Source organism: Spiroplasma clarkii (assembly GCF_002795265.1).
In the GTDB taxonomy this organism is placed as follows: Bacteria; Bacillota_I; Bacilli_A; order Mycoplasmatales; family Mycoplasmataceae; genus Spiroplasma_A; species Spiroplasma_A clarkii.
The window spans coordinates 174,391-189,007 of sequence record NZ_CP024870.1 but is presented as its reverse complement, the minus strand read 5'-3'; the positions used below and the strand labels follow the sequence as shown (position 1 = coordinate 189,007).

Here is a 14,617-nt window from a genome sequence, read left to right as displayed (position 1 = left end):
TTCTATATATATTATATCACAAAAATTTCATTTTTTTGCTATAAGTTGTTGCATTAGTGATTGGACTTTGGTATGATATATGCTATCTTTTTTTTGAATTATCAAGTAAATTAAGGATTTTTGATGGTTGGTTCTTTAGTTCTCCAATAAAAAAACAATGATCTGGCTTTAAAAAATTTGATAATTCAGCTTCAGTTGTCAAGTATTTTTGACCACTTCTGTTAACACTTGTTGAAAAAATTGGTCCCACTACATTGATGATTTGTACCAAGTCAGCCCTTTTAATAAGTCTAACAGCTCAGGTGCGTTCGCCGTTAAGTTTTTTAGAGATAACTGTAGTTGGTTCAAGTGTATTCAAGTGTTGCATGACATTACTGTCAAGATCTATAAATTCTGCTGCTTGATTTAAGTTACTAACCAAAACTATTAAAGGTTTGTCAGGCACACTAGCTTTCAAAGCATTAATTTTCTGCTCATTTTCCAGCGATACTGTGGCACTTAAGCCATAAATTGTATCTGTTGGTAAAATAATTACCTCTTGTGCTTGTAATAGTTTGATGGCTTGTTGGATTTGAAATTCATTTAAAATGCCCATAATTACACCCATTTCTCATATATTATATCATAAAAAAACATATTATAATACACTAGTTATAGATTAATAGCAACTGTTTTAGTGAAAATAAAAGGTAAAAAACCCTTTATTTAAAGGGTTTTTTAAAAAGTTAAAACTTTTTTGTTTATTTTATCTTAAAATGGTCATTTTACTCCTCATTTAAGAAATAAGCACCTAATAAATTGGCATCATTTTCAAATAAAGCTTTTTTAATTTTTGTTTTAAATTCAAAATCTGCTAGTTTTGAAATTGTTTGCAATTCTGTTTGTAACAAGTCCATAAATAATTGATTTGCACTAATTCCTCCACCAATTACCACAACATCTGGATCTAGAGTTGTTGCTAAAAATAATATCAAATTGGCAAGTCGACTAATTTGGGTGTCAATGGCTTGTTTGGCAAATTGATCTGTATGATAACTATCATAAATTTCTTCACCTGATTTTGAACTTTTAGCTAAGCTTTTATAATAGTTTTGTAAAAAGTTCATGCCTGCAGCTGCTGAATAGTTTTTTACTTCATCTTGATTGTTAAGATAAAGTGCTCCACCAAATTCCCCAGCTCTTAAAAAAGAACCATGATACAAGCTATTATTAACAACAAGTGCTCCACCAACTCCAGTTCCCACAACAATAAAGACTGCATTTTTTGAATTAATAGCAGCTCCTGCACGTAACTCTGCAATGGCTGCACAATTTGCATCATTTTCAATAAACACTGGCAGGTTAAATTTTTCTGCTAAAGCAGTTTTAGAGTTAAAGTTTGTTTGTCCTTCAATAGCGCTAATTCCAGTCATTTGACCTGTTTCAGGGTCTATAATCCCTGGTGTAGCAATACAAATTGAATCAATTTGGTGTTCTTTTATAATTAATTCAACATTTTCAAAAAGGAGTTTTTCTAGTTTAATATAATCAATTAATTGACCATACTTAGCATTGGTTTTAAAAATTACTCTTTGTCTTTCATCAAATACTGCAAATTTACAGGACATTCCTCCAATATCAATACATAGTTTCATTATTTTTTACCTCTTTTATTTCATAAAATTGCTGAACCAAGTAGCCCACCAACTAATGGACCTGTAAAAGTCATAATAAAGAAACCTAAATTAATTGAAAGATAATCAATGTTAAACTGTTGTAACAGGTTGTCAGTTGAAAAACCAAAGACTGTCCCTAAAATGGTATTATAACCACCATAAGTTTTGATATCTAAAAATCCAATGACAAAACCAACATAAATCCCTAATAAAATGTTAACTAGATTTGCCTTTCACTTATACTTTTCAATCATTCATAGTGCATCTTCTGAAACACCATTAAATGCTTTCTTACCTGATTCTTTTGATAGTTTTCTCTCAGCTTCATCTAAATGTTTGCCTACAATAACTCCTCTAACTCATAGTGAAGTTCCTGGCATTGTAATTCCAATAACTTGGGCTGTAATTGGGGTAAGTCAAACATCAACTGGAGCAATTGCAAAACTTTCAACCATCAACATTGTTGAAGTAATCAATCCTCACTTGTTAATAGGACCTCCCATGTCAATTACCATTAAGATAAAGAAACAAGCAGCAATTATTCATCTAAATCATCAATACTTTGTGTTAGTTTCGATTAAAAAACTAAATACTTTTAAATTTAATCACTCAAAGTACTGGAATGTGTAAAAAACCAAGAAGAAAATTAAGAAGAATAGGGTAATTTCAAAGAGTCATCTAACTCCACCATTTAATTTTCGATATTTAATTTTCTTTTTAATAAAGCCATAGATATACTTAATGTAAAGTATGGCAATTAATGCTACCACCATTGCTCCAAAAATTCCAAAACTAGTTTCTATAAGATTTTTGGCAATTATGCGATAAGCACTTACACATAAAATACTGATTCCAGCTACTGCTGAGCTGGTTTCAGACTTTGTAAATGAAAAAACCAGCAATCCCACTATCATTGGGGCTACAATTATTCTAGCATAAGCAATGATATTTATTAAACCTTCATTATCAATAAAGTTATTTTGTGGTAAAAATTGTTTAATAAAAATCAAAATTCCTATTGCTAAGGCAAAAAATCTCACATAATTGTAGGTTTTACCATAAGAAAAACTAGCAGATCTGGCTAATTTCATTTTGAAAAAGTCAGAAATTGCTTGTTTTGTTTTTGAAACCTTGATTTTTCCATTTAAGATTCCAAAAATCTTGTCAGTATCATTAATAGCATCAATTGTTCTTGTTCTTAAAATGTTATCATGTTGGATGTGTTTTGTATTAATATCTTTATCAATTGCAATTAAAACTCCTTTGGCTCTTGCCAAATCTTCACTATTGATAAGATTATTATCACCTTTAGCACCATGTGTTTCAACTTTTATTTCAAAGTCATGCTCTGCTGCATATTTTAGTAATTTTTGCTCAGCCAAGTAAGTGTGAGCAAGACCAAAAGTGCAGGCCACCACTGCAACATAAAAGTCTTTGGTACCATCACTAGTAGTGGTTGGGGTAGGTTGTAAATCTCCTCCAATTGCATCAACAATTTGTTGAGGATCTTTTGTTGTGCTAATTAATTCAACAAACTGTTCATTTAATAATTTACCAGCTAAATTACCCAAAATTTCAATATGTAAATTTTGAGTTGTAGACTTAGGAACAAGAATGCAAAAAAACACTTTAGCATCTTGACCATCAATTGAATCTCACCAGACCCCAGTTTGAGTTCTAATGAATAACACTGTTGGTTTTAATATTTTTTCAAACTGGGTGTGAGGAATGGCAATACCATTTTCAAATCCAGTTGAAGAGATTTCTTCTCTTTCTTTAAGTTTAGCAATTAATCCTTCATCATCTTCACAAATACCTTTTTTTGCAGCAACATCAGCAATAAATTTAAAGACTTCTGCTTGGTCTTTTAGTTTTATATCCAGATAAATATTTTCTGTGGCTATTACCTTACTGTTCATACTACTCTCCTCTAGTTTTTAATTTATAAGTTTTAATTTCATATGCTTGTAATTTTAAAGATATTGGTAGTTCTACTTTTTCTAAAAAATTAGTTTCACAAATTGGTTGTAACACCCCTTCAATTTCAAAATTTTGTAACTCCTCTGTCGGGTTAAAGACTCTCAAAATTATACAAGAACCATCTTCACTTATTTTTAATGATTTTACTACAACATTTTGATTTGAAATATTAATAATATTTTTTTGTGGTTTTTTTAGTTTAACATCTTCAATTAATAAAAATCTTTCAAATTTATTTAAATATTTATTTAATGTTTGTTTTTGAATTCAAACAGGAGCATTCAACTCCTCTTGAGCATAAGCTCAAAACGATTTTTTACTTGCATCAACAATGTGAACCAGTTTAAATTTAAGTTTACCTAACATTTTTGAATCATAAGTTTTTATTTGAAAATCTCCAGTACCACTAGCCCTTCCAGGCCTTCATAACAAATTGTTTTTACCCAAACAGCTAACTGAGCGAAACAAAGTCACTGCAATTGTTGAAAAATCTTTGCCAATAATTTCATATTCATTAGTCCCAAAAGTAATGACCCCATATTTTAAATCATTATTTTTCAAATAAACATAGGCCTCATTAGTTTCTAAGGGATGAGGTTTTTCTGCTCAATGTTCTTCTCTTCAAGTTTTACATTCAAGAATTTCTACATCTCTTTTAACATCTGCATAGGCTTGAGAAGCATATGAATGTTGGTTTTTGAAGTTTGAATCTAAATCAATTGTCCAACGAATTTGAGAATTTTTATTCTCCATTTCTAACTCAACATTAATTTTATTACTATCTAAAAAGTATAACTCTAAAGTAAGGGTTTGATCTTTTTTATTTTCAATTTGATACAATTGTTGCAATTGTACCTTTATCACTTGACTTGAAGCTTCAACCAAATATTTATTTTCAACTAATTTTGAAATTATTTTATTGCTCTCATCAAGCGGTGAGTAATCATATGAGTCGCCACTATCAATTTGGGCTTTAAGACGATACTGGTTTTTAAATTCCTTTTTTAATAATTTATTTTTAAAGTTAACTGTACCATCGACATTAACTTGAATACTTCAAAAATCATTTTCAAAGACTTTTTTAGTTACCAAGTCTTTTTTTTCAACAATCTTTAGAGTACTTAATGCAAATGAAGGCAAGTTAATTTTGCTAGTAATTAAATTAGTGCGATAATAACCTTCTTTACCATCTGTTGATTCACCAAAAGTTCCCACATTAATATCAACATCATCATGAATGAATTTCTGTTTTTTAATTAAGTAATCTACATTTTGGTCTTGAAATTGCAGTTCAAAATTTTTGAATTTAGTAAACAAAGTCAATTCTAAATTAGTTTCATTAACTCTTGTTAATGGATTAAAAACTACAATTTGATTTTCATGAACATCAACTGACAAACATTTTAGAATATAAATTTTTAAAGATTCTAATGTATCATTGGCATTTTTTATTCGCATTAAAACATCTTCATTAACTGTATCACTGCAACATCCACCCAAAGAGTCATGAGCACTTGAAGTTAAAAGTTTTTTTAAAACTGTATTAATTATATTTTTATATGAGTCGCCTCCAACCAAACTTGAAAAAACAATTAATGGTTCAAGCTGATCAAATAAAAGTTTATCAGTTTGTTTTAAAGATTTTTTAATATCATAACGTTGAGAACCAATTGTTTTATGAATCCGAGCATTTTGAGGATACTTTAGTTCTCCTGTAATAGTTGGTAAATTTTTAACCTCAGCTATTGCTGAAAAATATTCTTCATAGTTTGATAAAATTCATTCATTTTCTTGATCTAGTTTATTTAATTCTTCAATAAACTCAGGAATAAATTCATTAATTGGGGCTTGGTCGCCACCAAGTGGTAATAATATTTTATCACTAGACAAAACATTATATTGTTTTATTTTTTTTAAACTAGCAGAAAAATCTTTTAAAAATTTTTGTGCTAGATTGTTAACATTATTTAAATTTAATTGGGCATAAGGGAAGAATGAACCCATAATTCAATAACCCATCAAGAAATTTAAGGCTTTAATAGTTGTACCATCAATTCCTTTTCAATAATGCAAAACTGAATTTTGCATGTCTTCATTTTTGACACCTCTTCAATAAATTAAATGATCTAGTTCAAATTTTTTAAAAATTTGGGGCATTTGTGATGACTGTCCAAATGAATCTGGTACATATGCCACTTGCATTGAGTGACCCAAATTTTTAGCAGCATTAGTGCCAATTAACAAGTTGCGAGCAATTCCTTCTGAAGTTGTATTAAATAAATCTGGCTGAGTGTATCAAGGACCAATAACTAATTTTTTATTTTTTACTGCTGTGTTAATTGCTTTGTGGTCATCATTAAACAATAAGTAATCATCAATAATTGAACTCTGCCCATCATAAATAAAGTTTTTGTAATTTGGTTTAGTAGCAAAAATCTTTAATAATTTTTGCATATTAATTTGTAATAAGAGATCTGCTTCTTGTTTAGTAAAATATCACTCTTTATCTCAGTGAGCATGGGGAACTACAAAGAGCTTGGTCTTTTTCATTATTGGTTTCTTCCTTTCTGGGTTTTTTGATTCAAGCTTTTTTTGTTCATAAAATCATGTAGAGTCCACCTCTCACAATTTCTTCCACAGCTTGAATACCACAAACTATTAATAAATAGTTACGAGCAATATTTTTTACTTGGACTTGATTAGTTGCATTTTGTTCACCTAATCATTTTTGAATTTGCATTAATGAATAGGTTAAATAGATAAAACCAATATTAAATACTAGTAGAGTTACTATTGAAACAATTACAGGTACAACTGTGTACTTGACTGCCCTTAATGAGGATAAACCAACTTGGTTCATTGAACGACCAATATCTTGAACAGCAATAATAATAAACATAAAAATACCTGTGTTTCAAATTACTTCTGTTGGTATATTATAAATTTTTAACAATGGGTAAGTTAGTGCCACAGTTATTAGTGAAAAAGGCATTGCCACAACTAAAGTTAAGTATCAAATTTTTAATGAAACTGGAACACAAAGTTCAGTTAGTTTTGAGCCATTTAAACGAGAAACATAAATTAAAGAAACTTGACCCAAAGCAGATGACATTAATAAACCAAAGTTAGTAATTTGTTGAATTGAGATTAAAGTAACAAATAAAATATCAGCATCTTCATAAAGTAATGAAGCATCAGTAATAAATTTTGTACTAACTGCAGCAGCTAAGTTGAAAACCAAAGTTTCAACAACTGATGGGATAATTACAATTAAAATTGTTTTTAATATCTCTGAGTCCCAACATTTTTTAAAGTCAGTTAACATTTTTTTATAGTTAACATGTTTACGATTTAAAAAGAACATCGCAATCACTGTAAATAAATTTGAAATAATTACTCCCAGTGCTACACTAAGCACTGGATTTATTAAAAACATAGTGCCACAAACTATAACAGTATTAATGATTCCTGATACTAAAATCACTAAGAACAAATGTTTTAAGTTTCCGCTAGCAGCTTCAACTCTTTGCATAACAATGTGAACACTGACTAACAGTAAGGCTCCTAAGTTTGTATAATAAAGTATATCTGCTGTTTTTCAATATTCTTGTGGTAGGTTTGCTCATTCATAAATATATTTTTTACAAAAGATCAAACCTAAAATGACAAGACAACATAATGCTAAGTTAAAGACAAAGCCTTGAAAGACACTTTGATAGATTTCATCTTTTTTACCTTTACCAATTAAGTTGCCAATGACAACAAAGATACCAGCAGACGAAAAGGTTGGGATAAAGTTAAATCAACTATAAGCAAAATTGGCTTTGTTGATAACTGAAGTTCAAACTCCTCCATCAACTCATCTAATTAATAAATTGTTAACCATTGATAAAACTACTGTAGAAATTAATTGTAAGTAGATTGGCAAGGTTAAAACTCAAATGTTTTTGTAAAGTTTATTTGGTAGTAAAAAGTTTAATTCCAAATTATCTTTTACTAATTCCAACTGTTCATCGCTAACTAGACTTTTTTTCATGAGTTAATTTTAAAACAAACGTTTTGACTTCATTAGGATTAATTTCATAAATACTATTTGATTGTACTTCTTCTAACAAGTTAAGTTCAGCTCCTAATGCATTGCTTTCTATTTTTAAAACTTTTGAAGTTGGATTATAAAATCTAATTAAATTATTTTTTTTATCTCATGTTTGTTTAATAGTTGTAACAACTAAATTTTTTAATGCTAATATATTTGCAAAACTAATTTCATTAGGTAGTTTTTTAATTTTTAAACTATTTTGTGATTGAACAAAGGTATCACCTTTTCATTGAAATTGATTAATTGTTTGTTTTTGATAGTAAACACTTGGAGTAGCATTTAATTTTGATAAGACATTTAGTTTAAAAATGTCTTCACTAACATAAGTACTTAAACTAAATTCTAACTTTTTAAGTAAGTTACTTTCTGGAGTTGGATGAGGATAATCATTAATTCCACTAGCTCTACCACCTCGATACAAGAGGTCACGATTTCCTATTCTTGATACACCTCTAAATAAAGTGATTGCAATTTTTTCTTGATTAGCTCCAATGATTTGATATTCATTGGTTCCCTTTGTAAAAACTCCAAAAGCAGTTTTATTATCTGTTAAGTAAACTAGTGATTCACATGCTTCAATTTCAATTGGGTAATCAACTCATTTTTCACTCAGTGCAGTTTTGGTATGTTCATCATTTATTTTTCTAGCAACAATTGCATAGGCTTGATCTGCAAATGAGTTGCTTTGATTTTTAATTTCTGAGTTAAAAATAATTCTTCAACGAATGTTTTCAACTTGATTTGCAATTTCTAAATTGTAATCAATTTTTTCTTGATTTAAAACTATGTGTAAGTTGATTGCTTGAGATTTTGTTTGATAATTTATTTCATTGTAAGTTATATCGGAGAAATTATAAACTAAGTTTAAATTCATAACTTTAATATTGTTATGAACTTGAGTTAGTATTTTTAAATCAGTTAACTGATTTATTTTTTCTTGATGTTCTTTGGGTGGAGAAAAATCATAAGTATCTCCAGCATCAATATGAGCTTCAAGTTCTAAAAAATTTGAGTAAGTTTGATTTCTTTTTTTGTCAAACAATTTTATTTCATTGGCTTCAACTCAAATTTTAAAAAATTCATTTTCGATGTAAGTTTCTTTTTGATTAACAATGTTGGTTGGTTGTTCTAACTCTGTAAGAGAAATTACTTTATAACCAAATCCTGGCATTGCTAATTTAAAATTCACTGTGGTTTGAAATCTACCAGTAGCTTCTTCAAGTAAAAAGTTAGTGGCATTTAAATCTTTTTCAGCTAAGTTTGAATAAACTTTTTGTTCTTTGTTAATAAAATCTGTTGAAGAATCAACAATTTTAAAGTTATCATTGTCAAAAAATAATTGTTTACTGATACCAAAATTTATATTTTGTTGATTTTCTTTTAAAGCAAAACTTTGTTTTCTTGTATTTACTTTGATGCAAAACTCTTTTTCAAAAGCATAGGGTTCTAAATTAAATAACAAAATATCATTTTGATTTAACTTCATTTTTTCCATGATTCTTTTTTTAATTAAAGTAATTTGTCCTTCAACTAATCCTTGTGCTGATTCTAAACGAGCAATAATAGCTCTATTAGTTTCATCAGTATTACATCCTCCCAAAGAGTCGTGTGCATGACATGAAACAAGTAGCTTAGTGGCTTCTAAAATTATTTCACTAGGATACTCACCTTTAAATTCTTTATACATAACAGCTAATGGTTCAAGTTCTTTGTAAATTAAATTTTCAACTTCTCTTGATAATTTTTTAATATCATAGCGAGATGAAGTAATAGTTTTATGTGCTCGAGCATATTTTCCATATCGAAATTGTCCTTTAATGGTTTGAGCCTTTTGCATTACTTCTGGATCATTGACTAAATCTGCAAAGAAACTTTCAAAGTCAGACAAGATGTATTCATTCTCTGGATCAATTTCATTCATAGCTGCTATAACTTTTTTTCAACCCTTAACCATTGGCATTTGGTCTGAACCAATGGGAATTAAAATTCTGTTGTTAGTTGAGGCAGCCCTGGCTTCTAAAATTTCAACTTCAGATTTTACTCAATCTAAATAAACTTGAGCATGTTTACTAGCAAACTGATCTGGATCTCAATTCACTTCATCATCTTTACTTCAGTTTTTGTGATATTGTTTTAACAAACCTCCAACCCCAGTATAATAACCATGTCTAAATAAATTGTAAGTTGGATACTTGGTTCCATCATCTGCTTCTCATAAATTGAAAAGATTATGTTTTACTAATTCATCATCAGCTCCTCTTCAATTTATGATTCCTAAATTATTTGTTTTAGAAATGATTTGGGGTAAGTTGGAATTAAAACCAAATGTATCTGGTAAGTAAGCCACTTGCATTGAGTGGCCAAGTTCTTGGGCTAATTTTGTTCCAACTAGTAAGTTTCGAACTATTGATTCTCCTAATGTGTTAAAAGTATCTGGTTGGGTGTATCAGGGTCCAATAATTAGTTTTTTTTGTTCAACCAATTTCTTTAGTTTACTTTTTTGATCAGGAAAGAATTTAAGGTAATCATCAATAATTGAATATTGACCATCTCAACAAAATTGTGCTTCATCTTTGTTAGCTTTATGACTGTTGAGTATGTTTTTCATGTTGTCCACTAAGTAAACATCACTGACATCTTTAATAAAGTATCATTCTTTGTCTCAGTGTGTATGTGGAACTAGATAGATTTTTAAGTTCTTCTTCATATTTCTCCTTTATTGATACATAACTATTTTATAATTTCTAATTTCTATATGTGGGAATTATATTCCACAAAGTTTGCATTAAATGATTAAAACCTTGGTTTTATAATGCTTTTTTAAAGAAAATGCACTAAAAAAATGGACCTAAGTCCATTATAAATTTCTTCAGCCTTCAATTTCTTGTTTAAATTCATTTTTTTCTGAAAGTGCTTTTTGATTAATTAAGTAGTAAATATTTTTTATAAAATCATTAAAGAAAACTAGAGAATTGAATGGTGAAATTAAAACTGGTTTGTTTAAATAATCTAAATTTCTAACATTGTTATTGATATAGATTATTTCTTGGAAATACTTAGCAAACTTTGTTTTTGAGTTTGCAGTTAATAAAAATGAATGTAAGTTTTTCTTCTGATGAACTTTCTTAATTAATTTTAAAGTATATGGGTGCATACCCCTAAACGAATAAACTATAAAGACTGAATTGGGTTTCATGTTGTGGATAAATTGATCAATGTTCTCATCTTTAAAATGTTGACACACATCAATTCCAAACTTTTCTAACATTCCAAATAATTCTTTGATTGCAAGTTCACTGTGACCCAGGCCAAATCTGTAAATATTTTTAACATCAGAGATTGTTTCACAAAGATATTCTAGTTTACTAAGTTGTTCTTTCATCATGGCATAATTTAAATTATTGTTGATATTATAATCTGCTAATAGTTTATAACCAATACCTTCAATTGTTTTTAAATTACTATCACCAATTTTTTTGTCTTTCGTAGTTCTCTCTTCTTGTAAATCTTGATCAGTGGTAGCTTGCATCCCCAATTGAAATGACAGTCTGTGGATATATTCTTTTAAACCAGACACTTGGATCTTTTCAAAAAATCTGTAGATAAAGCTAATCCCACAGCCATAATCTCTGGAAACCTCATTTAATGATGAATAAATTAACAAGTCTACATTCTTCAATGTATAATTGTAAAAATCTACTTCATCGTTAGTTAAATTTGATATATTTATCATCACAATGTCCATTACCTTTCACTATTTATTATATATACTTTTCAATTAAAATTAATTTTATCAAAGAAAAATGATTAATTTTTTAAAAGTGACAGGTAACCTTTTTCCGGACACACATATTTTACAACTTTATTCTCACATAATTGTAAAATTTTTGATATAAACTTGCATTTAGCTGATACTCAGCAAGTCCTTTATAACAGTAATTTTCTTTTAAGCATTCTCTTTTAAAAACTGATCAAAACCCTTAAATCCAACCATTATCTGTAGACTTGGCTATTCTTGACATGCTTGGAATCAAATTAAAGTACATTAGCATCAACTTATAATTATATGCTTTAAATTCAGAACCATTATCTGAGTGTATTACACTGTTTGGCAAGAAGACACCAAATTCATCAGTCATTTTTAGAAATGATTTTTCTACAAGTTGATTCCCTTTATTTTTTTCTGTTACTAAACCAAATATTTTTTTCATTTTAATATGATAAAAACCACAGGTATAGTATCTTTCACCATTGAATTCCTTTTCTGTTATGTCTACTGAAAAAACATCACCATACTTATCAAAATTTTCAGGATCAGTTAACAAGTTTGGGTATTTACCAACCTTTTCAGGTTTTGCTACCTTATTTTTTCATTTCACATGATTATTGGTGGAGATGCTTCTCATTTTAAAGTATCTCAATATTTTTTTATGTGATGACTTAGCTATCCCCTTAGTGAGCAAATCTATTGCAATTCTTTTACAACCATAGGTTTTTCCTGAATCAATAAAGCTCTGCTCAATATTTAAATAAAAATCATGATCATAATATCTTACCCTAGGTTTCCCTTGCTTCACTCATTCATAGTATGTACTTTTTGGAAGTTGAGCAATTTTTAATAAGCCATTTTTAGGTATTTTGAATTCATTGTAGATAAATTCCTCAACAACTAAGCATTTAATTATATTAAGCTCCCATTTAACTACTTTTTTTTACTTATCAGGGCCTCAATTCTTTTTCACATTTCATTTCTAGTTTCTAATTCGGCATTTTTCTTCTTCAGTTCTTTAACTTCATTTCTTAAAATTATTAGTTCTTCTTTATCAGCTGAATTTGGTGCCCCAAGACCATCAATTCCAGATTGATCATACTTTTTACACCAATTTAAAAGTGTTTGATCTGAGATGCCATAACTTTTAACAAAATTCTTGGCCTTTGTCTTGCTCTCTCTAAATTTTAAAATTATTTTTTCTTTTTGCTTTGCTGAGTAATGTCCCATAAAAAAACCTCTTTCCTAACAATATTATTTTACATTCAATATAAATGTAATTTAATTTTTTGTCCGGAAAAAGGTGGAAGTACATAATTTTTTAAAAGGGTGAATAAAAACACATAAAAATGTGTTTTTATTTGTAAAGTTTTTACTATTTGTATTCGCTTAAAACCATTGCAGGTGTATCTGCATTTTCTCCGTTATAATTAAAGAATTGTTCCATAGTCATTTCTACAAATGTAACCTCAGATGTTGCGTTATTTTCAATTTTAAACACAATTCCTTGATCTTTGTAACCATAGTAACTAATTGCTTTATCATCTTGAATTTTTGGATCAATTCCTTGAATTGTGTAAGAGCTTGTTTTTGATCCATTTGTCACAGTAAACTCTTTATTCTGAACTTTTAAAGTTGAACCATCAGGACTTTCTTTATCTCCTTGGTGAACATATTTGTTAAAGTAGTCTGCAAAGTTATGTGCTGCACTTATATTTCTTCCTCAGTTAAATGCATCACCAACTAAACCAATTTCTTTTGCTTGGTCTAATGTTGTTGCTGCATCAGCATCTTTCATTACTTTTTCAATTCCACCTGCAGCTAAATCTTTAGATGCAAATCCAGAACCAAGTTCAGGGTCATTGTATTTGATGAATGACATACCATTTTTGGTATTAATTTCAGTAATTGCTGTTTCAATTTTTTTTGTAAATTTAGTTGAAGCCTCAACTGAAGTATCACCTATATAGAATAGCGCTTGGAAATTATTGATTAAAAAATCTTCATATTCGTCAGCATATCTAGCTCAACTTGGTATTCACTCCATCTCTGGTTCTTCATCTTTACCTGCAGTGTTTGCATTAACACTAGATAAACAGTATTGATTTATGATGCTTTCTGTTGTTTTAGTCACAAAAAGATAGTCATCTAAATCAAAAACCTCAATCTCTTTATTTTCCTTGGCATCTCAAAGTCCAAATTTAGTAATTTCAAGTTTATCAGTAAAGTCCTCTTTAATTGTTCCATCATCTGGATTAATGTCGGCTTTTTGTAAAGCTCTTCCTGTCATTTCTTTAATAAAAATGTACTTACCAGTTAAATTATCACCAGTATGTAAAGCAATTGCATCATGTAATGAACTTGGAATAATTCCATAAACACCACCATCATATGTTGGAATTCCATTTACAAATGTGTTTGATTTTCATGCAGATTTTGCTAATTCATTCAAAGTATTTACTGAATTAACTAAACTAATTTTTAAACTAAATTCAGTGCTTGTAGTTAAGAAATCATCTCCCACTTTAACATCACCTGTAACTTCTTGAACAGTTATGCTAGCTCCATCAATTGCTGTTGATTTAAAGGTAATATCTGATGCATAACTTGATTGTAAATTTAAATCTTTTTTAATACTAAATTCTTTTGCAGTAATTTCTGCAGCTGATTTCATTATTTCTTTACCTTGTAATTTTTCAACAACAACTAAATTAATTTCAGTAGCTGTTTCTCATTTAAATTCAAGTACTTCTGTTACATCACCTTGTTTGGCACTTACTGTAATACCTGAACCTTTAACTGCAAATGTTGAACTATCAATTTCAACACTTTCACCTTCAAAGTCAAATTTTAAATCTGTTTTAGTTTTAAATATTTCAACTATTTTTTCTGCCATTTTAGTAAGTTCTTCAGAATTATTTGTAGAAATTATTAAGTCTTTGTGACCAATAACTTCTTCAGTCATAAGATACTGTTTTGCAGCTGTTGCTTTTTCAGATTCTGTAATTGTATCTTCTGTTTTTGGTTTACAAGCAACCACTCCACTAGTTGTTGCTGAAGTAATCCCCACTATCGATAATAATGTTAAAAGTTTCTTCATAAAGTTTCCTTCTT

Annotated in this window: 10 protein-coding genes; all 10 read right to left on the bottom strand. The window is 28.8% G+C overall.

Annotation, left to right across the window (positions count from 1 at the left end; translation table 4 throughout):
- Positions 1–82 precede the first annotated feature (82 nt).
- Positions 83–607, bottom strand: a complete 525-nt coding sequence (locus SCLAR_RS00785; protein ID WP_100254052.1) for an L-threonylcarbamoyladenylate synthase — start codon at positions 605–607, stop codon at positions 83–85.
- 157 nt (positions 608–764) lie between these two features.
- Positions 765–1,634 carry an ROK family protein gene (locus tag SCLAR_RS00780; protein WP_100254051.1) on the bottom strand — a complete coding sequence of 290 codons (870 nt, stop codon included), beginning with the start codon at positions 1,632–1,634 and terminating at the stop codon, positions 765–767.
- Positions 1,634–3,574, bottom strand: a complete 1,941-nt coding sequence (locus tag SCLAR_RS00775; protein WP_100254050.1) for a fructose PTS transporter subunit IIA — start codon at positions 3,572–3,574, stop codon at positions 1,634–1,636. Before SCLAR_RS00775 ends, SCLAR_RS00780 begins: the two co-directional genes overlap by 1 nt.
- A gap of 1 nt (position 3,575) precedes the next feature.
- Positions 3,576–6,185 (bottom strand): glycoside hydrolase family 38 N-terminal domain-containing protein, encoded by a 2,610-nt coding sequence (locus SCLAR_RS00770; RefSeq protein ID WP_100254049.1) that lies wholly within the window; start codon positions 6,183–6,185, stop codon positions 3,576–3,578.
- On the bottom strand, positions 6,139–7,671 hold the full coding sequence (locus SCLAR_RS00765) for an MATE family efflux transporter (protein ID WP_100254048.1): 1,533 nt from the start codon (positions 7,669–7,671) through the stop codon (positions 6,139–6,141). Before SCLAR_RS00765 ends, SCLAR_RS00770 begins: the two co-directional genes overlap by 47 nt.
- On the bottom strand, positions 7,652–10,441 hold the full coding sequence (locus SCLAR_RS00760) for a glycoside hydrolase family 38 N-terminal domain-containing protein (protein ID WP_100254047.1): 2,790 nt from the start codon (positions 10,439–10,441) through the stop codon (positions 7,652–7,654). The genes SCLAR_RS00765 and SCLAR_RS00760 overlap by 20 nt, the downstream gene beginning before the upstream one ends.
- Before the next feature lie 150 nt (positions 10,442–10,591).
- A complete protein-coding gene (locus tag SCLAR_RS00755; RefSeq protein WP_100254046.1) occupies positions 10,592–11,470 on the bottom strand; it encodes a MurR/RpiR family transcriptional regulator in 879 nt (292 codons plus the stop codon).
- Positions 11,471–11,714: 244 nt separating this feature from the next.
- Positions 11,715–12,311, bottom strand: a complete 597-nt coding sequence (locus SCLAR_RS00750; protein WP_157795119.1) for a DDE-type integrase/transposase/recombinase — start codon at positions 12,309–12,311, stop codon at positions 11,715–11,717.
- A gap of 125 nt (positions 12,312–12,436) precedes the next feature.
- A complete protein-coding gene (locus SCLAR_RS00745; protein WP_100254044.1) occupies positions 12,437–12,733 on the bottom strand; it encodes a transposase in 297 nt (98 codons plus the stop codon).
- A 145-nt stretch (positions 12,734–12,878) separates the two neighbouring features.
- A complete protein-coding gene (locus tag SCLAR_RS07155) occupies positions 12,879–14,603 on the bottom strand; it encodes a hypothetical protein (RefSeq protein WP_100254043.1) in 1,725 nt (574 codons plus the stop codon).
- Between the last annotated feature and the right edge of the window lie 14 nt (positions 14,604–14,617).